This window comes from Candidatus Dependentiae bacterium (assembly GCA_003511165.1).
In the GTDB taxonomy this organism is placed as follows: domain Bacteria; phylum Babelota; class Babeliae; order Babelales; family UBA12411; genus UBA12411.
On record DOJW01000008.1, the window covers coordinates 148,087 to 168,479 of the forward strand.

Sequence of the window (20,393 nt, forward strand, 5' to 3'; positions counted from 1 at the left end):
TTATTTTCTTGATTTTTTCATCCCATTTTTTCTAGAAAAGATAAGGTAGTTAACTTTTAATTTTTAAAAAAGGAAAGACATAAATGAAAGTTTCAAAAATTATAGTTTTAGCTTTGTTTATCGGAAGCATTTTGGGAAATATACGAATTAAATGCGGGGAAGAAGAAGAAGCAATATCCCGTGCAATTGCAAATATACAAAAAAACTACGACGACGAAATATTAAAACCATATGAACACAATTTAGAAGTTAATCTTAAAGCGATTAAAGAAATAGAAGGCAATATTAAACAAACTAAAAGCAATCTTGAAAAATCACAATCACAAGATTCAATTGAATATCATAAATCACAACTGGTTGATCATGAAAAACGTCTTGAAAACGCAATAAAAATATACCTCGATACCATAGAAATTTTTTTAAAAAACGCAGAAAGTAGAAAAAATCTAATACTAGACGAAATAGCATATCATATCCAAAGAATAGCTAACCTTACACTACGCAAAGAATTAGACCTAAAACTAAAATTAGAAACAGATCAAATCACAGAAACAATAAGTAAAAAAAGAGCTCAACTTGAGGAAGAGATTAGACTCATACAAGAAGAAGCTAAACGCCTTAAAGAAGAAATTAAAATTGCAATCGAAAAAAAACAAAAAGAAGATGAACTCGCAAAAGAAAAAGCTAAAATTGAAGCTGAAGCTAAACAAAAAGAAGATGAAACTACCTTGGGAAAACAAAAAAATATATTTAGAGATAATATACGCCTTCATTATTTTAAAATCGCTTGTGAAATACTTTCGGAAATAGAAAGTAAAAACCAAACTAATGATTTTTTTAAATCTATTTGGGACCCTTCTTTTGACATCAACTCAAAAGATAAAGATGAAAACACAATATTAATTGTTGCTGCGATGCATGGCCTTGATAAATTCGTTACATTTTTACTCGAAAATGGTGCTGATGCAAATGTAAAAGGAGAATATGAGAGAACGGTCTTCTTCTACCTTAACACTAAAAATATTGCAATCATTTTGATTGATTGGTTGAAAAAAAATGGTTTAAATCCTGCTGAATATTTGAATGACCGAGACCTCGATGGAAATACGCCTTTAATGGTTGCAGCAATGCATAGTGCAACTGAGTCACTAAAAATTTTACTAGATAATGGCGCAAATATTAACGCAAGGAATAACGCTGGCCGCTCTTTTCTTCATTTTATTTATGCAAATCCAAAAGGTATTAGTTATTGGATCGAAATAGCCAAGACTACTGAGCTAACACCAACATTACCAACAATTGATGAATACTATCGAACCCCTCTATACTGCGCTTTAGAAGAAGGAGAAGATGTAACACAATTCACAAAAGAATTAGAAAAACAAAATGCTCCACTGTTTGGCACCAATAGCGAAGGTCAACCGGTCTTCCCATATGCTACAAATAATCCTGCTATTTTGGTTAAAGCATTAACCGAAGCTGTGCAAAAACAAAGTAGCATGGACGAGGAATCTCAGCAGCGTATTTTGGGTGAAATTCTACTACCTTCAATTTTATTTCAACACCAAGTCTGTCTACCCCTTATAATAAAAGATCCAAAATTACTGCAAAATACTAAAAAACTATTTAAAGAATTTGCACCTAAAAGAGTTGATGATTTTTTTGAAAAAACTATTAACGATGCTAAAAAGAATATTCCTCAAGTTCCTTTGCATCATTTAGCTATATTTATAGATAAAGATGATGAATGGGATGTCACTAATAAAGCTATGAGCGTAAAACTTACATCAATGCTTAAACAAGCAGGCACACCATGTCTCGTTATAGGTGGCCATGTACTAAAACATGCGGCCACAAACCTGCATAAAGAAAAATTCGATTTTGAAAAAAACTTTTATTTTTTTACAATCAATGATGATAAATTTTTTCCTGTTCTTGTTATTCCTAAAAATTATGCCGCAAGAAATGTAAGCGATAAATCTCTAATAAATTTGTCAAATTTATCTTGGCTAAGATCTTTAGGTTTTAACCCTAAAAATTTGGTTCATAAAAAATTTGCCAATATCGACTTCAGTAAAGAGCAAATAATTCCAACTAAAGAATTTGGGGAAAAAACTATTAATCTGGTTAAAAATGTTTTGACTAATGTTAAAGAACGTGGACGAATTGTATATGTAAGCGGACATGGATATAGTTATATTCGACAAAAAATAGATACTATTTATGAGCGTGCGGTAAACTTACCTTTAAACGCATTTTTTGATTTAATTAGAGAGTTAGAAGAAAAAGGCACATTGTTCACACACGTTTTAACATGTTACATGGGGGGTGACAATTTATCAGCTTTGGAAAAAGTTATGATAAATGATTTTTACAATACAACGCTTGCAACTATGCTGGATACCCATCAAAAAACAAAAAGCACTACTTCCGAAACTCATAATAAAATGTTTTTATCTGTTGCATCAACAGCAGATGTCTCAACAAGCGGAGACGTTGATACAAATTTATTCTTCCCAGCTGTCGATACGTTTTTCAACTTATTACGATCTGACGCAGTAAAAGATATGATGCCAAATCTATTTACTTGGCTTACAAGAATGTTTAGAACCGTTGGCGTTCGTAGAGATATTGTGAATTATCCACAAATCAGAATACCTGGTAATCAAACATCATTTTATCTTGCAGATATCCATGGAGACTTACAAATAATCAATAGAATGAACACCATGCAAGATCGCTTCACAATCGCACAAAAAGGGGATAAAAAAGTAGTTAAAATCAATAAACCAAAAGATATTGTCGTTACAAACAAAAATGTTTTGGTAACGTACATCGACCATGTCGAAAACAAAGTAATAATCGAAGATAAGGTACCTGTAATACTTGCCATGGGAACTAATGAATATTTCAGAACATTCAGTGAAATATTTGTAGACATACCTGAAATGGATTTTTTTAATTTTGCTTACAACAGTTTCTACCCTGCAGATTTTGGCGAAGAAATGGGTCATCGCGAAACTTATTTAATGAAAAAACTCACTTTTGCAAATGAAGATATTTTTGAAGATATTGATGTTCCACAAGAAATTGCTTCACAAAAACCACAGACTTTATACAACGTTTATCTCAAAAGAGGATTAGAAGAAAAAGCTGCTGTTATTTTTTCACTCGGACAAAATCCTACTGACGATGTTTTTGAGATAAATGAAGATAAAGTTGTAAGAAAACTCGAAGGCGAAGAGAAAGAACTTTATTTAGCTAGAGTTTCGGCAATGCAGGCAGAAGTTGGTCACTACTTTAGTCCACTAGAAGAAAAGCTTCTAAAAAATAGCGCTCTATTCTTACAAGAAAATAAACAAGATTTGGCAAAAGTATTTAAAACCGCATTAGTAAAAAGTGTTGTTTTGAGTGGAAGAGATTGCGATAAATTATTGTTATCATATTTAAAACTTCTTGATACAACTACAGATGAAGAAATATTAACTTCGCTCAAAGAACTTCTTCCTTTTTTGATGCAAAATTACAAAGAAATTCCATCATGGACACTGCTTGAAAAAATGAAATTTGTAATTTTAAGTTTCAAAGAACTAAAAAAGGAAACAGTCGAAACTTTCGAAAAAATAATAGATAAACTTTTTGAATTCGATGAGAAAAATAAAAAAGCATTAAAAGATCTACTAAAGAAAATTACAGTTAAATAAAGATTAAAGTGGTATGAATTTTTTTAAATTCATACCACTTTTTATAAGTTCATAAATACTAATTAAATATAAAAACTTCTGCTCTCTAAAATACCACATTTTTGATTTCAACGATAAATCGCGTGCTAAAAAGATTAACTTATTTTCTCTAAAAATTGTCGCCACAAAATGTCCCACTAAATTTTTATTATGAAATTGCGCAGTTGATTTTAAGAAATTAAAAAGTTGAAAGTAAAGGATAAAAATAAAAAATCGGTAAAACTTTCTTTTAAAGCTTTACCTTTAAAACTCAAAAAAGCTCCTAAACTATTATTATTATTATTATTATTTTCTTGATTTTTTCATCCCATTTTTTCTAGAAAAGATAAGGTAGTTAACTTTTAATTTTTTAAAAAGGAAAAACATAAATGAAACTTGCAAAAATTATAGTTTTAGCTTTGTTTATCGGATGTATTTTGGGAAATATACAAAGTGCGAATGGTGATATTGAAAAGCAAATAAATCAAAGGGTTGAACAAATTCAAAAAGATTACGAAGCTGCTCTAAAACACAATGAAGAATATTTAAAACGCTATGATGAACCAATAAAACGATATGAAAATGAAATAAAACAAATAAAAATCAAACTTGAAAAAGTTAAATCAGAATTTGGATCTCTTTGGGGCGAAGAATATAAATCGCAATTAATTTACGCTGAAAAACATCTCGAAGATACAAAGACTGATCGCATAAAAACAAAAGAACTACTATTACAACAAGCAAAAGCTCATAAAAAATCCGCCGAAAAAGAATTAAAAGAAGATATTGAAAGACATGCTCGCGGAATACAATTCGAAGAATTTAGATTAAGAGAACAAGCAGAAGATGCCGCTCGAATAGAAGCAATAAGAAAAGAACAAGCAAAACTTGAAGAAGAAAGAAAACTCCGAGAAGAAGCTAGACTCAAAGAAGAAGCAAAAAAACTAGAAAAAGAAAAAGAAGAAAAACAAAATCCATTTAGAACAGAAATAAAAAAGCACAACTTTGAAGGAGCGTTTGAAATTTTGAAAGAGATAGATCCTAAAAATCAAACTAATGACTTTTTCAAATCTGTTTGGGATGGTTCTGTTGATATTAACGCAAAAGACGAAGAAGGACAAACAGCTTTAGGATTTACAGTAAGTTATGGAAATAGCAATTTACTTTCTTTTTTACTCGATAATGGCGCAGATATTAATGCGAAAGATGGTTACGACAACACTGTATTTTTTCACATTGGAAATAAAAACATTGCAGAAATTTTAATCAATTGGTTGAAAAAAAATGGTTTAAACCCTGCTGAATATTTAAATGCAAAAAATCTCAATGGAGATACTCCATTTATCAATACTGTTGCAAGGAAACAAAATTCTGATCTTTTAATATATTTATTAGAAAATGGAGCAAGTATTGATACAAGAAACAACAATGGTCAAACAATCCTGCATTTTGCTAATGACAATCCAAATCAAATTGAATTTTGGACAAAAGTTACACAAAGCGCGCAAATAGCCAATATCTTATCGTTCATAGATGAATACTCAAGAACACCGCTTTATACCGCACTAGAAGAAGATGAACCTGTTAAAAAAAATGCACCAAAATTTGCAGCCGCACTTGAAAAACAAAACGCACCACTGTTTGGAACTAATAATGAAGGTCAACTAGTCTTTCCATATGCTACAAATAATCCTGCTATTTTAGTTAAAGCATTAACCGAAGCGATGCAAAAGAAAAGTAGCATGGACGAAGAATCTCAGCAGCGTATTTTGGGTGAAATTCTACTACCTTCAATTTTATTTCAACACCAAGCCTGTCTACCTCTTATAATGAAAGATGCACAGCTACTGAAAAAGACTCGCGAATTATTCAGAGAATTTGAACCCAAAAGAGTTAATGATTTTTTTGAAAAAACTATTAACGATGCTAAAAAGAATATTCCTCAAGTTCCTTTGCATCATTTAGCTATTTTCATTGACCAAGATGGCGAATCACATGGACCAAGAGCAGTAAGTTTGAATCTTGTAAGAATTCTTCAAAATAAAAAAGAGCCTTGTCTTATCTTCGGTAAACATTTATTATTTAATGCTGACTTTATAAGAAAAGCAGATAAAATCGATTTGGATTTAGAAAACAGTTTTCATTTTTTCATTGTTAATAATAATCAATCCGCTGTGCTTATCATCCCAAAAGAATATATAAAAAGTTTTATCCCTTCTACAATAAAATTATCAGATATTGCTATTCTTAGATGGCTAGGGTTTAACCCGCAAAGCTTAACTCACAAAAAATTTTCAAAAATAGATTTAAAGACAAAAAGCGATATCTCTGCTGATGAATTTGGCAAACAAACTGTCGAATCGATAAAAAATGTTTTGACCAACGTCAAAGAGCGTGGACGGATTGTTCAATTAGAAGGTCATGGCTGGAGTTATTTAAGGCAAAGAAAAAACCCTACAAATGCTATCGCTGTAAATCTTTCTCTACCTTACTTTTTAGATTTGATTAGAGATCTAGAAGAAAAAGGCACACTGTTCACATATGTTCTAACTTGCTACATGGGAGGCGATAATTTATCCGCTTTGGAAAGGGTTATGATCAATGATTTTTATAATACTGAACTTGCTAAGATGCTGAATGCTCACCAAAAAACAAAAAGTGCTACTCCCGAAACTCACAATAAAATGTTTTTATCTGTTGCATCAACTGCAGATATATCAACAAGTGGAATGGTAGATACCAATTTATTTTTCCCAGCTGTCGATACGTTTTTCAATTTATTAAAATCTGACGCAGCAAAAGATATGACGACCAATTTATTTGCCTGGATTACAAGAATGTTTAGAACCGTCGGAGTTTTAAGAGATATAGTCAATTATCCACAAATTAGAATCCCTGGCAATCAAACATCATTTTACCTTGCAGATATCCATGGAGACTTACAAATAATCAATAGAGTAAACAGTATGCAAGATCGCTTCATAATAGTGCAAGAAGGAGATAGAAAAGTAGTTAAAGTCAATAAGCCAAAAGATATTGTCGTTGCAAACAAAAATGTTTTGGTAACATACATAGATCATGTCGAAAACAAAGTAATAATCGAAGAAAAAGTACCGGTAATACTCGCCATGGGAACTAATGAATATTTCAGAACATTCAGTGAAATATTTGTAGACATACCACAAATGGATTTCTTTAATTTTGCATACAACAGTTTTTACAAAAATCCTTTTGCGGAAGAAATGGGCCATCGCGAAACTTATTTAATGAAAAAACTCACTTTTGCAAATGAAGATATTTTTGAAGATATTGATGTCCCACAAGAAATCGCATCACAAAAAGCTCAGACTTTGTACAACGTTTATCTCAAAAGAGGATTAGAAGAAAAAGCTGCTGTTATTTTTTCACTCGGACAAAATCCTACTGACGATGTTTTTGAGATAAATGAAGATAAAGTTGTAAGAAAACTCGAAGGCGAAGAGAAAGAACTTTATTTAGCTAGAGTTTCGGCAATGCAGGCAGAAGTTGGTCACTACTTTAGTCCACTAGAAGAAAAGCTTCTAAAAAATAGCGCTCTATTCTTACAAGAAAATAAACAAGATTTGGCAAAAGTATTTAAAACCGCATTAGTAAAAAGTGTTGTTTTGAGTGGAAGAGATTGCGATAAATTATTGCAGTCATATTTAAAATTTCTTGATACAGCTACAGATGAAGAAACATTAAATACGCTCAAAGAACTTCTTCCATTTTTGATGCGAAATTACAAAGAGATTCCTGCATGGACACTACTTGAAAAAATGAAATTTGTAATTTTAAGCTTCAAAGAACTAAAAAAGGGAACTGTCGAAACTTTCGAAAAAATAATAGATAAACTTTTTGAATTCGATGAGAAAAATAAAAAAACATTAAAAGATCTTCTTAAAAAAATCACAATATCAAAGTAATATACTTACAAAGCGTCAATTATTAAAAAATATTTAAAGAAAGGTCTTAGTATGAATAAGTTAAATAAAATACTGTTTACAATGGTTGCAACGCTAATGTTTTCAAGTTATCCAATCAGCGCTCAAAGACAAATAACAACTATAGTAAAAGTAATAAATAAGACACAATATGAAGCTCACATCTCATGTCTATGTGGAGATGGTTCTGTAGAAAAAGTAGTTTTACCACAAAGTGAAATGTCTGTGTATGGTAGATATGATATATCTATGAAGTTCGACATGCCTATATTTCAGATTATTGGTGTTTCACGATGGGTACCAGTATCAAACCGCTCCATATATTCGTATTTATCTCTTGATAAAAATGGTGAAACAATTGAAGAAAATTTAATTAAAGAAACTCGAAAGATCATAGCGCTTGATGAAGGAAGAGGCAAATTGCTTACTGATTGGAACGAATGTTTATATATATCAAAAGCTGCCATCTTGATTATTGATTGTGATGGAAGTTTACATATAAAGGAATATGCAGTACTTGATGATCAAAAAGATCTTGAAGGACTATCCCAAGCTCAGACAATTTTACACGGAATAGATTGAAATTTCTCTAAAAATAAAAAGGCGGTAAAGATTTTAAAATCTTTACCGCCTAATACTTAGAATAGACCTCTTTTGAAACCTTTAGCTATCTTAGTCAGACTCTTGAATTTTTACTTCCGTTCGCCCTGAGCGAAGCCATTCTATGGCGTAGTCGAATGGGTGCGAACTTCTTTATTTTAATATCAGGGATTTATAATTTTGAATTGATTCATGCTTAAACCTACTTTTTATCCCTGTTTGCTAATGCTTGCCATCCCCCTGAAATAAGTAATTCCTTTTTTACTCGAGTCCATTTTTTCATTTGTCTTTCTGCCATAAGCGCTTCATATCTAGTAGCAAAGGCTTGTGTAAAGACTATCTGAATTGGAAGTCTTGAACTTGTATACCCACTATACTTTCTAAATTTATGTTCCGAAATTCTTTTTTCAAGATTATCAGTATGCCCTATGTAGTAGGAATTATCATCACATTTGAGTATGTAAACATAAAATGACAACGTATAACCTTCTTAAGAAGGTTACAGTCAAATAAAGATTAAAAGGGGTATGAATTTTTTGGAATTCATACCCCTTTTTGTAAGTTCATAAATGCTAATTAAATATAAAAACTTCGGCTCTCTAAAATACCACCTCCACGGCACTTATCATTACCCACATCTTTTACTAATCTAAACTTTTATGATTTTATATGAAAATAAACATTTTTATGTATGTTAAATATACATCACCTCCTGTCGTCCTTGCGTAAGCGAGGATCCAGTTTTCATGCATTTATCAAAAGTAGTATCAAAATGAAAAATTATTACGTATATATTCTATGCTCTAAAACAAATGGAACTTTATATATTGGTGTGACAAATAATATTGCAAGACGAATTTATGAGCACAAAAACAAGTTAAACATTGGTGCCGTGAGTAGAAGTTACAATTAATCGAAGCCTCAAATCCAAAAATGGAAAGAAATTAATTGAAATTAAAACTGGATCCTCGCTTACGCAAGGATGACAGGAAAAGTTGTTTTGCGGTTTTTTAAATTTAATTTAACGTCGAACTCACGTTAAATTACATCTTAAAGAATGTGAATGGCGTTGGAATAAAACTTCTGATAAACTTAATCTCGAATTATGGAAAATTGTATTAAAATTTAATCGTCTGATGGTCTAAAGCCAAAAAATATTTAAAGAAAGGTCTTATATGAATAAGCTTAAAAAAATGCTGCTTATATTTATTACTATTTTAGGATTTGCAGTTATTACAATTAATGTTGAGGGTAAAATAACAAAAATAGTAAGCGTAATTAATAAAACAGCTGCTCCTGTTCATATCTCACGTTCAATATATGATGGTTCCATAGAAAAAGTAGTTCCGGCTTTCGAGGAAATGCTTTTGGGTGATGATATGTATATGGATAACGACTTCAATAGTTCTCGACCGCATTATATGACAGTTTCACGAATGGTCTTAGATCAAATTTGTACAACAATGATATATGCTAATGGAAGCGGTAGTATAATTGAAAATAATAAAAATAGCATAGGACATTTTCATAACGACAGATTTAGATTGATTATTCACCGTGATGGAAAGTTGGAGGCAGAAGAGCCTTATGACATTTATAATGACAAATATCTCGAAAGATTGCGTGACGCTGATACAATTTTACACGGAATACACTAAAAACTTCTTAAAGGGATATGATTGAGATAAATCTTTATAAAGATTTATCTCTTAATATTTAGAATGTTTAATTTAAATTTTTAATTCACTTTAAATTGAGATTCCACAAAAAATTGTGGGCCATGCGCTATAAAATTATCACACGCAAATTTATAAAGTTCTTTTTGTTTCAAATGGTTTCTAACATGTGGATTTGATGTAATAACCACAGCCTTTGGAACATTTATAGTTTCCCAAATAGTCTCAAAATAATCCCTTGAAATTACAAGATCATTTCGGCTATAAAACATCAAAACATTTGTATCTTTTATATTAGGTAAATAAGTAGTAACTCGTATATCATCATTCAATTTATTATCCGAAAGCTTGCTAACTTGCCACATCAAGAACATTTGTACCGGCCAACGTTGTAAAACAGCAGTTATGCAATATTCAGCACTTGTTATTCCCCATTTTGAACCGCCATGTTGTGGATCAAAAAATAAAGCCATGTTATTCTTTCCATTATCAATAATAGATTTGAGCGATAACCAGCAACCATCCAAAATAAGGTCGGAAAACAATTTTTCGCCTTCCTTATTTTTCAAGCCTTGAGCTTTGGCCATAAGCATTGCACCATAACACACACCAAGACCTATAACCTTTTTATATTGCTTTTTATCTTTTTCTAATTTTTTTTCTTTCACTGCTTTGACAACAGCAAAAATATCTTCTTCTTCTTTAAAACCAAATCTTGATACAGATAAATCTACTTCTAAGAATTTCTTAAAAAAGTTGTTTAAACGTCCTTGGTCTTTACTCTTATTCATCAAATCGCCATGGCCTCTAAAGTTCATCAAAACAATGTCACAATCTCGATTGTTCCAAAACATTTCAACAAATGGGGCCATCGTTTCTTTCGCATTGGTAAATCCAGGAGCAACAATAATCACGTTATCACCACCACGAGCAATGTAAGAATAAGAAATATCAACGCCATCAATTGTTTTTGTATAACATTCTTCAGCTTTAACATTTTCTTTCAAAATTTTCTTAACAGCTTTTGTATCTTTTATTATTTGTGCATCAAAAAGTTTCGATTCATTCAAATAACCATTCTTTTTTTTAGCAGCTTCTTTTATAGCTTCCGATATTTCAAAACCGGTTTCATTAAAAGAAGAGACTACATATGTAAAATCTTTAGAATTTTTAGATTCAGCAGAATTACCATACCAATCTTTCTCTGCTAAAAGGTTAGGCAAAGAAAATGATAAAAAGAGTAATAAATTGATTTTTTTAAACATAAAATAAAGCCCCTCTTTAAAAAAACAGCAATTTTTCAATAAAAAATGCTAAAATTCCTTCAATATTCGCTATAAAATACAGTTTTATTAAAAAGAAGCTTACCAACCATATATTTTTTCGCAACTGCCCTAAACTAGCGAATTTTGCCATCAAAAACCACAGAAGCTATCGAGTCACAAAATTTAATAGCCGCCGAAACATCTTTTTGAAAAATATTTCTGCCTACAGCACACCCAGATGTTCCACCTATATAAATTTGATCATACAATTCTTGCAAAAATGCCTTTTCGTCTTTCAAAGAACCGCCAGCACAAATCACTCTGCTCTTACCTGCAGCTTGAGTAGCCTGCATGAGCAATTCTCCATTTTTCTTTAAACTCTCACTGATCGGAGGATTTATTTTGATAAAATCTGCACCGAGAGCAGCACCTACACCAGCAGCTCCTGCTAGCAAATTCGCTTCTCTTTCATTTTTAATGGCCTGACCGCGAGGATAAATCCATAAAATTGCAATCATTCCGTTTTGATGCGCATGCAAAATCATTTCGCTAGCCTGACGCATCATTTGCGCTTCATATTTGCTTCCTAAATAAATTGTATATCCCATTGCTACAATATTTAATTGCGATTGATTTTTAAAATCTACTACTTCTTGCGGAGTGACCAAAAACAAACTCAACGGATCTTCTTGGGCTGTAGAAACAATGCTTGATTTGCCATTTAGCTTTATAACATAGTTAACACTTGAATATTCTTCACCATATCTTGCAATTAAACCCAAGTGAGTTGCAAAAGCGCCTATTTTAGATTTGCTAGCTATTTCAAAAAGCGACTTTGGATCATTACACAAAGCCGGTAAATTTGGACCATAAAAATCTTGATTTAAATGTTCTATTTTTTGATCAGCCGCAAACAAAAATAATTTTCCACTTCCCCTTGTCATCGAATCATAATTTTTTTCATAAATAGCCTTTGATTTGGTAGGAACAGTCAAAGGAATACTAAATTTATTATTTTTCATTTATTTACCTCTTCGTTAACTTTCAAAGTTTACTTGAAACATTCGATCTATATTTATTAATATTCAATTTAATTAGTCAATTTTTTAATAAGTTATAAAAATTTTGGAGCTAGTACATGGAAGTTTATCAAATACCAGTAGAAGAAATCGCAAAAAATTTAAAAACAGATGTGAAAATAGGATTATCAAGCAACGAGGCAAATGAACGCTTAAAAAAATTTGGCCCCAATTCTGTACCATCAAAGTCAAGCGATACCGTTTTTTCTATTTTTATTTCTCAATTTTTAAATCCTTTAATATTTATTTTGGTAATCGCAACCATACTAAGTTTGCTAATAGGCGATCTAAAAGATGCGATCATCATCGCTGTCACAACTATGATAAATACCATTGTAGGGTTTTTTCAAGAATACAAAGCAAATAAGGCAGCAGAAAAATTACGCACTTTTGAAATTTCAAAATGCATTGTAAAACGTAATGGCAAAACATTTTTGACCGATACTAAAAATCTAGTTGTTGGCGATATCGTCTTGCTCACAGCAGGTAGCAAAGTCCCTGCAGACATTCGATTAACAAACAGTTTTAACTTTGAAATTCAAGAATCAATTTTGACCGGAGAGTCACAAGCGTCGCAAAAAAATACTTTTATATTAAAAGAAAAAGTAACACTTGCAGATCAAAAAAATATGGCTTTTATGGGGACATTTGTTATAAACGGTCGCGCTGAAGGAATAGTGGTAAAAACAGGGAAAGAAACAGAATTTGGAAAAATCGCAAATTTGATTTTAACACCAGAAACTTCGCTAACTCCCATCCAAGATCAATTAAAAAAATTCAGTTGGTTCATTGGCGGATTAATGACTTTTATATCGTTAATCATTTTATCAATAGGATTAATAAGACAAATCCCACTTGTAGATTTAATAGGAGTTGCAACAGCTCTAACCGTCGCAGCGATTCCCGAAGGTTTGATAATAGCCGTAACCATCACACTCGCAATAGGAATGCAGCGAATTTTCAAAAAGCATGCACTTATCAAAAAATTAATTGCGGCCGAAACTTTAGGAAATATTTCTGTCATTTGTACAGACAAGACAGGAACGCTCACAGAAGGAAAAATGTCCGTTTCAAAAATCATTACTCAAAACTACCAGGGCGCAATCGATTTAACAAAACTAAAAGAAATAGAAAACATTCTCCAGCTTGCGGCGTTAAATAACAATGTCTTTTATAATAACGAGTCTAAAACCTGGATAGGAAGCGCAACAGAAAAAGCATTAGTAGAAGCAGCAGAAAAAATAGGAATCAAACCATCAGAAATGCAAAACCAATTTCCATTGATCGACGAAATTCCTTTTTCTTCAGATTTAAAATATATGGCAACATTGCACAAGTCTGATACTGGGCAAAAATTAGTACTCAAAGGCGCACCTGAGGTTATTTTACCTTTATGTAATTTAACAATTGAAGAAAGAAAACATTTTGAAGAAGAAAATTTAAAAATAATTTCCAGCGGTTTTCGCGTTTTGGCATTTACTTACAAAGACCAAAAAACAATAGACCTAAAAAAAGATCTAAATAATCTAACCTTTGCAGGTTTAATATATCTCCAAGATAAACTCCGCCCCACAGCGGCAAACAGTATACAAATATTAAAAAATGCGGGAATTAGAACAATCATTTTGACAGGTGATAATGCCGAAACAGCAAGAATTATAGCAAAAGAAATAGGTCTTATCGTGGAGCAAAATGGAATAATCACAGGCGCAGAACTTGAAAAAATGTCTGACAAAGAACTTGCTACAAAGATAATTGATACCAAAATATTCGCGCGCATCGACCCAATCCACAAAATTAGAATCGTAAAAATTTTAAAAAGTATGGGCAACTCTGTAGCAATGATCGGAGATGGAGTAAATGATGCTCCGGCAATCCTTGCAGCCGATATCGGAATAGCTCTCAGCAGTGGATCTGACCTTGCTTGTGAAGTTGCAGATATGGTTTTACTTGATAATAATCTTGCAACTGTTACCGATGCTGTTTATGAAGGACGACTAATAATCGATAACATAAAAAAGGTTTTGACTTATCTTTTGGCCCACGGCTTTGGTGAGATAATTTTGATTGGACTTGCCATATTGTTTAATCTTCCAATGCCAATAACAATTGGACAAATTTTGTGGATCAATCTAATTTCTCATGGCTTCTCGCACCTAGCATTAACGGTTGAACCTGCAGAAGATGGAATAATGGACAGAAAACCACTTCCACGAAATAATCCCATTTTTACAAAAGATATGAAAATATTAATTTTTGTCATAGGAATTACAACTGATATAGGCTTATTTTCCATTTATTATTTTTTAAGAAAATTTAACACTTTCGATTTTAATCATTTAAGAACAATAATCTTTTCCGCCTTTTCACTTACCTCTCTTTTTTATGTTTTTTCAGTTCGCAGCATGAACCAATCAATTTTTAAAACAAAAATTCTACAAAACAAATGGTTAAATCTTACCGTAATTGTTGGGGTTTTGATGCAGATTGTAGTTATTTACGCTCCAGCCTTACAAAAAATATTTTTAACTGAACCATTAAACCTAATAGAATGGGGATTAATACTTACTTTGGCATCACTAAAACTAATTTTTATAGAGATATTTAAAAACATTTTGATATCAAGGCGTAAAAAACTTTAATTTTTAAGCAAAAACCCCACTTTTTTAAAAACCAGAGGGGGCGGTTTGACTTTAGATTTCTTTCATTTAAGGTAGAAGTACTAAAATGCAAAACTCTAAAACTACTAATTAAACGCCATATTTTGCACCTTAGAAACTTTTTAACCTTAATTTGGGAAGGGATCACATAATGATTAACAATAAATATGTAAAAATCACTATTTTAGCCGGTACATTAGGCTTAGTTGGCTTTTTAAAAGCTGCAAATTCAATAACAATTGAACAGCCTTCAATAGAAGCAAAAAAACATTTTGACTTAGCAACCAAAATCGGTGTAAGAGAACTACTTGAAGAATTAGCTACTAAATTGCCCGAAAAAGAAAAAAAGCTTTGTGAAGAAATCAGAAATTTATTAACGACTAAATCTGGATCCATCCAAACCAGTAACATTACAGGAATTGTTTTATTAAAGTGTCCTGGATGCAACTTTGACGAAGTTAAAAAAGCTTTCGAATCTTTAAAACACAATGCTAATCTTTCAAACATAAATAAATTCGAAGCTGTTTTAAACACAACAGGAGCTTTTTCATTGGCTTCTAATTTTGCAAAATATCTAAACAGCTTAAGTTAACTTTTTAAATTTTCTAAAAATAACCTTGTGTTTTTCACAAGGTTATTTTTTTGCCTATTTTCATCTAAAACTTTTTATATTTAAAGTAATAAGCAAAAACTTCAAAGAATGAGTAAAATTGACATTTTATCCAGTTTCTGTATTTAATAGTCATCTAAAAGATTAATTAAAAATAATTTTATTTTTGCTATCTAACTTATATTTTAAGGTTTTTAATGAATCAATTTTGGAAAAAAAACATTCTTTTAGCTATCTTATTTTTTACACTTACAACCGTAACTACAATAAAAGCAGATGAAGATGATTTTGAAGATCTTTTACAACTTCAACAAATTTCAATTCCAACAGAATGTTTGGCAACAAAAAGTGCTATCGGTGAATCATTTTCATTAAGCAATGAAGAAAAAGATTTACTATTATTTATGTCACAAAATGTTAAAGATCCCCTATGGACTATGACAAGACCAGATCCAACAAGAAACACCATATATGCAACTTCAAATTCACTAAGAATTGATAATCGTAATTTTCAAACAAATATATTTTATAACTCTACTAACAAAACGGGCGTAACTACTGATAATTTTATAAATTTAGTATTCGTAAATCCCACAGCAGAAAGTCAATTTTATGCCTTGTTAGTACAGGCAATAAAAACAGCAAAGGGTGTAGATGCAAATAGAGATGATATTCAAACCTTATATACAATGTTAAAAAAACTTTGGATTCAAGAACGAAAAGCTGGATTTATTTTAAAATCAGATTTTTTTAAAGGTTCATTTTGCCTCCAAGCAACCTTACCTGTAATCCTAGTAGAACGAAATTTAATGGCATCAGACGAAGATCAAAAACAAATCAATGATTTAGTTAATAAAAATTTTGGCAACACCGGCACTTTTGATAAAAAAAGAGAATTGGCTCGAATAAAAATAGGAATCGGAGACACCAAATTAAAATTTGGAGTCAAAGCCGTCAATAACGATAATCTAAAAATACATTTAGGATTAGCTAGTATTTTACCTACGGCTACAGGAATATTATTAGATGGTAAATTCAAAAAACCACAAAGAACATATTTTAATGATTATGACTTTCTCGAGTCTCTTTTAGAAAATTCTAGAGATTTACTTATATATCCGGAACTCGGTAATGATGGACACTTTAGCATCGGACCTTTTTTAGAAGTAAACTTAGGCCTAGTAAATAACAAAATGAATCTATGGGGAAAGGTATCATTCGATTCTCTTTTGCCAGCTAGAGAAAAAAGATTAATTTTAAAAAAAAGGACTATAGAAGATCCTGAATATATAAACAATGCTGCTGAATCAGAAAAAAATAAACTTTTAGAAGAATTTAAGCATCAATATATTGCGCCTCAAGAATATGATGTTACCGTAAGACCCGGGGGAATTCTCAACTTCACATTTGGCTCTGATTGGAAACACAAAAAATGGACCTTTGGAGCTGCTTATGATTTTTATCTACAGGAAAGAGAGATTTTTGAAAAATTACATAAAATTGAAGATATCAATATGAATTCTTTAAAAGTCGATGAAGCTTTCATTGATAGAGCGCTTCAGCACAAATTAGCAGGTGAAATATCTTACGATATAAAATTAAAAAAAGGTTCTAAAATCAATCTTGGTATCGGAGGCGATGCAACTTTTGTTAGCAGAAGAATGGGACGAGATTGGACCTTATATTCAAAACTAAATTTTTATTTTTAAAATTATTTAATTTTGCTTTTTTATTTTATTTCGCATATAAACTGTTAAAAGTTTAGGAAGTATTAATGAAGCATTGTAGTAATAACGAATTTATTAAAAATCTAAGGAGATTTAATATGTTTAACAAAAAACATTTGCTAGCAGCAATAACAGTAATTTCAAGCATGTCTTTAACAATAAAAGCAACTAATCCGACAACCGAAACACCTTCTAATGAACACAAAGGTTTTTATAAACACGCATATGTATCTATCATTGATTCAAAATTGAAAAATAATTCTAGATGCGGCGAATTTTCAGCAGAAATTTTATTAACAATGGAAGACGCACTAAAATCTTTAGAGGTGTTAAAAGCAGAATATATAAAAACAAAGTCTTTCTCTGAAGAACAAAAAAAAGAGTCTAACGATAAAGTTATTCAACATATAAAAGAGGATTTGATCAAACCTCGAACTGTATTTTTGAATTATATATATGAATATAAAGAAATGATGGAAGAACTTGTAAAATGGTCCTTTACCAATGTCTCTAAAGTAAAAATCGATTTAAATGATTCTATCCTTCTTAAATTTTTAAAAAGTGATTTAAAAACCAAAGAACAAATTGAATCCTTTTTTCTTGATGAAGTTACAACTATAAAAAAAGCTAAAAGTCTTTGCACAGAATTCTATATTTTTACAAACCCTCTTTGGATGTTGTTAAATCCTTATACAAAAGAAAAATCAATTGATTGGATTAAAGATAAAAAATTAAGAACCGAACAAGAAATTGAAGCTTTAAAAAAAGGACCTTACTTCGCAGGAACTTTTGAACAATCAAAATAATTTAAACATTTAAACAAAATTACATAAAAAGGGTAAAAGAGCTTTCTTTTACCCTTAATTTTTGAAAAAAATTATGAATGAAATTGTAGAAATTCACGGCACAATAGAAAAAGAACTTTTTAAAAGTCCAGAAAGTGGATTTTCAATTTTTATTGTCAAAGTAAATTCCAAAGAAAATATCACCGCAAAGGGAATTTTGCCTGCGATCCACCAGGGAGAATCTGTTACGCTGCGTGGAATTTGGGGCTTTCATCCAAAATTCGGCAGACAATTCGAAGTCAAAGAATGCATAGCAAAACTACCATCAAACGTCGAAGGCATAAAAAAATATTTAAGCAGTGGGCTCATCAAAGGAATTGGTCCAAAGTATGCAGAAAAATTGGTAGCGACTTTTGGTGAAAGAACTCTTGAGGTGATTGATGAAACGCCAGATGAACTTTTCAGAGTTGATGGCATCGGTGAAAAAAGAGTTTCAATAATCATCGAAGCTTGGCAATCTCAAAAAGAAATTTCTCGAGTCATGGTCTTTTTGAAAGAAAAAGATATTTCTACATCGTTTGCCACCAAAATTTATAAAACTTATGGTAAAGAATCGGTTGAAAAGATTTTAGAAAATCCTTATCGATTAGCAGAAGATATTTGGGGTGTTGGTTTTAAAATATCAGATCAAGTTGCCCTCAAGCTTGGATTTGAAAAAAATTCATCAATGCGCATAAAAAGCGGAATTTTATTTTGTCTATCACAAGCAACAAATGATGGCCACCTTTACTTGGAAATTGATGAACTGAAAAATCAACTTTTTAAGATGCTAGAACTAGAAGAAAGTGACGAATCTAAATCTTTAGTTAAAGCTGCACTCAATAATCTTTATCTCGAAGAAAAAATTAAGCTTCTAACTAATAATGAAAAACATTATTTGTCACTTCCAAAATATTATTATTCAGAAAAAGGCATCGCTAACAAAATCAAAAAATTAAAAGATTATAATGCTAAAAATTTTTATTTAGATTTTAACGAAATTTACAAAACAGTTTCTGCTACAGATTCTTACGGAAAACAACTAAATGAAGACCAACAAAAAGGAATTTTAAGTTGTCTACAATCAAAAATTACAATCATCACAGGTGGTCCAGGAACGGGTAAAACAACTTTGATCAAAAAATTACTAGAAGTTTTAGACAACTATAAAATTAATTATAGACTTGCTGCACCAACAGGAAGAGCTGCAAAAAGAATGTTCGAAGGAACTGGAAAATCTGCTGAAACTCTGCACCGTCTTTTAGAATTTAACCCAACAACCATGAATTTTAATCGAAATGAAGAAAATGCTCTTTTGCTAGATTTTTTAATAGTCGATGAAGCCTCAATGATCGATGTATTTTTGATGAATTCTATCCTACGAGCAATGCCCCTTCAAGCCAATTTAGTTTTGATAGGAGATGTCGACCAACTTCCATCGGTTGGCGCGGGAAATATTTTAAACGATTTAATTGCATCAAATCAAGTCGAAGTTTTGAGATTAACGCAAATTTTCCGCCAAGCAGAAGATAGTATGATCATCGTAAACGCACACAGAATTAATCACGGTGAGTTTCCAACATCTACAAGAGTAGGATCCAAAAACGATTTCAAATTTATCAAAGAAGATTTACCAGAAAATATCTTTCCTCTGCTTCGTCAAATTTATGCGAATTTAGAAAACAAATATAAAATATCGCCTCAAGATTCCATTGTACTTTGTCCAATGAATCGTGGCGTTGTTGGAACGCAAAGATTAAATCAAGAGCTACAAATGATTTTAAATCCGCAAAATAATGAAGAAAAACAGGTGGCGCGTTTTGGGCAAGTTTATAAAATTAATGATCGAGTTATGCAGATCAAAAATAATTACGACAAATTTGTTTTTAACGGGGATATTGGAGAAATAACAGATATTAATAGAACCGACCAGATATTAAAAATAAAATTTGGTGAACGTGTTTTAGACTATGATTTTACCGAACTTGATGAGATTGTTCTTTCTTATGCTGTTTCGATACATAAAAGCCAAGGCTCCGAATTCAAAGCGGTAATTATTCCAATATTTATGCAACATTTTGTTATGCTTCAGCGCAATTTGATTTACACAGCAATCACGCGAGCCAAAAATTTATGTATTTTCATTGGACAACCAAGAGCTATCGCTATGGGTATCAAAAATAATAAAAGCGTAATTAGAAATACATTTTTGAAAGAATTTTTGACAACAGATCTCGAAGCTAGATAAAACCTCTTGAATAAAAACAT

At 31.2% G+C, this 20,393-nt stretch carries 13 protein-coding genes; 10 read left to right on the plus strand and 3 right to left on the minus strand.

What is annotated here, in order from left to right; all coding sequences use genetic code 11:
* Positions 1-83: 83 nt before the first annotated feature.
* The 3 genes from DEA20_04545 to DEA20_04555 all read left to right on the plus strand — a co-directional run bounded on the left by DEA20_04545 (position 84) and on the right by DEA20_04555 (position 8,266).
* Positions 84-3,704: a hypothetical protein gene (locus DEA20_04545; GenBank protein ID HBS48436.1), complete on the plus strand. Its 3,621-nt coding sequence runs from the start codon at positions 84-86 to the stop codon at positions 3,702-3,704.
* Positions 3,705-4,111: 407 nt separating this feature from the next.
* A complete protein-coding gene (locus tag DEA20_04550; protein ID HBS48437.1) occupies positions 4,112-7,666 on the plus strand; it encodes a hypothetical protein in 3,555 nt (1,184 codons plus the stop codon).
* A gap of 51 nt (positions 7,667-7,717) precedes the next feature.
* Positions 7,718-8,266, plus strand: a complete 549-nt coding sequence (locus DEA20_04555; protein ID HBS48438.1) for a hypothetical protein — start codon at positions 7,718-7,720, stop codon at positions 8,264-8,266.
* Between the two features lie 220 nt (positions 8,267-8,486).
* On the opposite strand, the gene DEA20_04560 is transcribed toward DEA20_04555, so the two are convergent.
* Complete coding sequence (locus DEA20_04560) at positions 8,487-8,762, minus strand: GIY-YIG nuclease family protein (protein HBS48439.1); 276 nt, start codon at positions 8,760-8,762, stop codon at positions 8,487-8,489.
* A 294-nt stretch (positions 8,763-9,056) separates the two neighbouring features.
* Here DEA20_04560 and DEA20_04565 point away from each other — a divergent pair, with 294 nt between their 5' ends.
* On the plus strand, positions 9,057-9,197 hold the full coding sequence (locus DEA20_04565) for a hypothetical protein (protein HBS48440.1): 141 nt from the start codon (positions 9,057-9,059) through the stop codon (positions 9,195-9,197).
* A 262-nt stretch (positions 9,198-9,459) separates the two neighbouring features.
* Entirely contained in the window at positions 9,460-9,942 is a 483-nt protein-coding gene (locus DEA20_04570) for a hypothetical protein (protein HBS48441.1), read from the plus strand.
* 80 nt (positions 9,943-10,022) lie between these two features.
* Here DEA20_04570 and DEA20_04575 read toward each other — a convergent pair whose 3' ends face one another.
* Both DEA20_04575 and DEA20_04580 read right to left on the minus strand, forming a co-directional pair.
* Positions 10,023-11,225 carry a hypothetical protein gene (locus DEA20_04575; GenBank protein HBS48442.1) on the minus strand — a complete coding sequence of 401 codons (1,203 nt, stop codon included), beginning with the start codon at positions 11,223-11,225 and terminating at the stop codon, positions 10,023-10,025.
* Positions 11,226-11,359: 134 nt separating this feature from the next.
* Complete coding sequence (locus DEA20_04580; protein HBS48443.1) at positions 11,360-12,247, minus strand: aldolase; 888 nt, start codon at positions 12,245-12,247, stop codon at positions 11,360-11,362.
* Between the two features lie 116 nt (positions 12,248-12,363).
* Between DEA20_04580 and DEA20_04585 the strand changes: the two genes are divergently transcribed.
* From DEA20_04585 to DEA20_04605, 5 genes are all read left to right on the plus strand, one after another.
* Entirely contained in the window at positions 12,364-14,946 is a 2,583-nt protein-coding gene (locus DEA20_04585) for an ATPase (GenBank protein ID HBS48444.1), read from the plus strand.
* A gap of 169 nt (positions 14,947-15,115) precedes the next feature.
* On the plus strand, positions 15,116-15,556 hold the full coding sequence (locus DEA20_04590; GenBank protein ID HBS48445.1) for a hypothetical protein: 441 nt from the start codon (positions 15,116-15,118) through the stop codon (positions 15,554-15,556).
* A 215-nt stretch (positions 15,557-15,771) separates the two neighbouring features.
* Positions 15,772-17,283 carry a hypothetical protein gene (locus tag DEA20_04595; GenBank protein HBS48446.1) on the plus strand — a complete coding sequence of 504 codons (1,512 nt, stop codon included), beginning with the start codon at positions 15,772-15,774 and terminating at the stop codon, positions 17,281-17,283.
* 116 nt (positions 17,284-17,399) lie between these two features.
* Positions 17,400-18,107, plus strand: a complete 708-nt coding sequence (locus DEA20_04600) for a hypothetical protein (GenBank protein ID HBS48447.1) — start codon at positions 17,400-17,402, stop codon at positions 18,105-18,107.
* A gap of 73 nt (positions 18,108-18,180) precedes the next feature.
* A complete protein-coding gene (locus DEA20_04605) occupies positions 18,181-20,373 on the plus strand; it encodes an ATP-dependent RecD-like DNA helicase (protein ID HBS48448.1) in 2,193 nt (730 codons plus the stop codon).
* Positions 20,374-20,393 lie beyond the last annotated feature (20 nt).

Bases quoted from the DNA above. Each gene is read 5' to 3' on its own strand.
- DEA20_04565 (HBS48440.1), top strand. From the start codon at position 9,057: ATGAAAAATTATTACGTATATATTCTATGCTCTAAAACAAATGGAACT.
- DEA20_04600 (HBS48447.1), top strand. From the start codon at position 17,400: ATGTTTAACAAAAAACATTTGCTAGCAGCAATAACAGTAATTTCAAGC.
- DEA20_04595 (HBS48446.1), top strand. From the start codon at position 15,772: ATGAATCAATTTTGGAAAAAAAACATTCTTTTAGCTATCTTATTTTTT.
- DEA20_04585 (HBS48444.1), top strand. From the start codon at position 12,364: ATGGAAGTTTATCAAATACCAGTAGAAGAAATCGCAAAAAATTTAAAA.
- DEA20_04590 (HBS48445.1), top strand. From the start codon at position 15,116: ATGATTAACAATAAATATGTAAAAATCACTATTTTAGCCGGTACATTA.
- DEA20_04580 (HBS48443.1), bottom strand. From the start codon at position 12,247: ATGAAAAATAATAAATTTAGTATTCCTTTGACTGTTCCTACCAAATCA.
- DEA20_04545 (HBS48436.1), top strand. From the start codon at position 84: ATGAAAGTTTCAAAAATTATAGTTTTAGCTTTGTTTATCGGAAGCATT.
- DEA20_04570 (HBS48441.1), top strand. From the start codon at position 9,460: ATGAATAAGCTTAAAAAAATGCTGCTTATATTTATTACTATTTTAGGA.
- DEA20_04555 (HBS48438.1), top strand. From the start codon at position 7,718: ATGAATAAGTTAAATAAAATACTGTTTACAATGGTTGCAACGCTAATG.
- DEA20_04550 (HBS48437.1), top strand. From the start codon at position 4,112: ATGAAACTTGCAAAAATTATAGTTTTAGCTTTGTTTATCGGATGTATT.
- DEA20_04575 (HBS48442.1), bottom strand. From the start codon at position 11,225: ATGTTTAAAAAAATCAATTTATTACTCTTTTTATCATTTTCTTTGCCT.
- DEA20_04605 (HBS48448.1), top strand. From the start codon at position 18,181: ATGAATGAAATTGTAGAAATTCACGGCACAATAGAAAAAGAACTTTTT.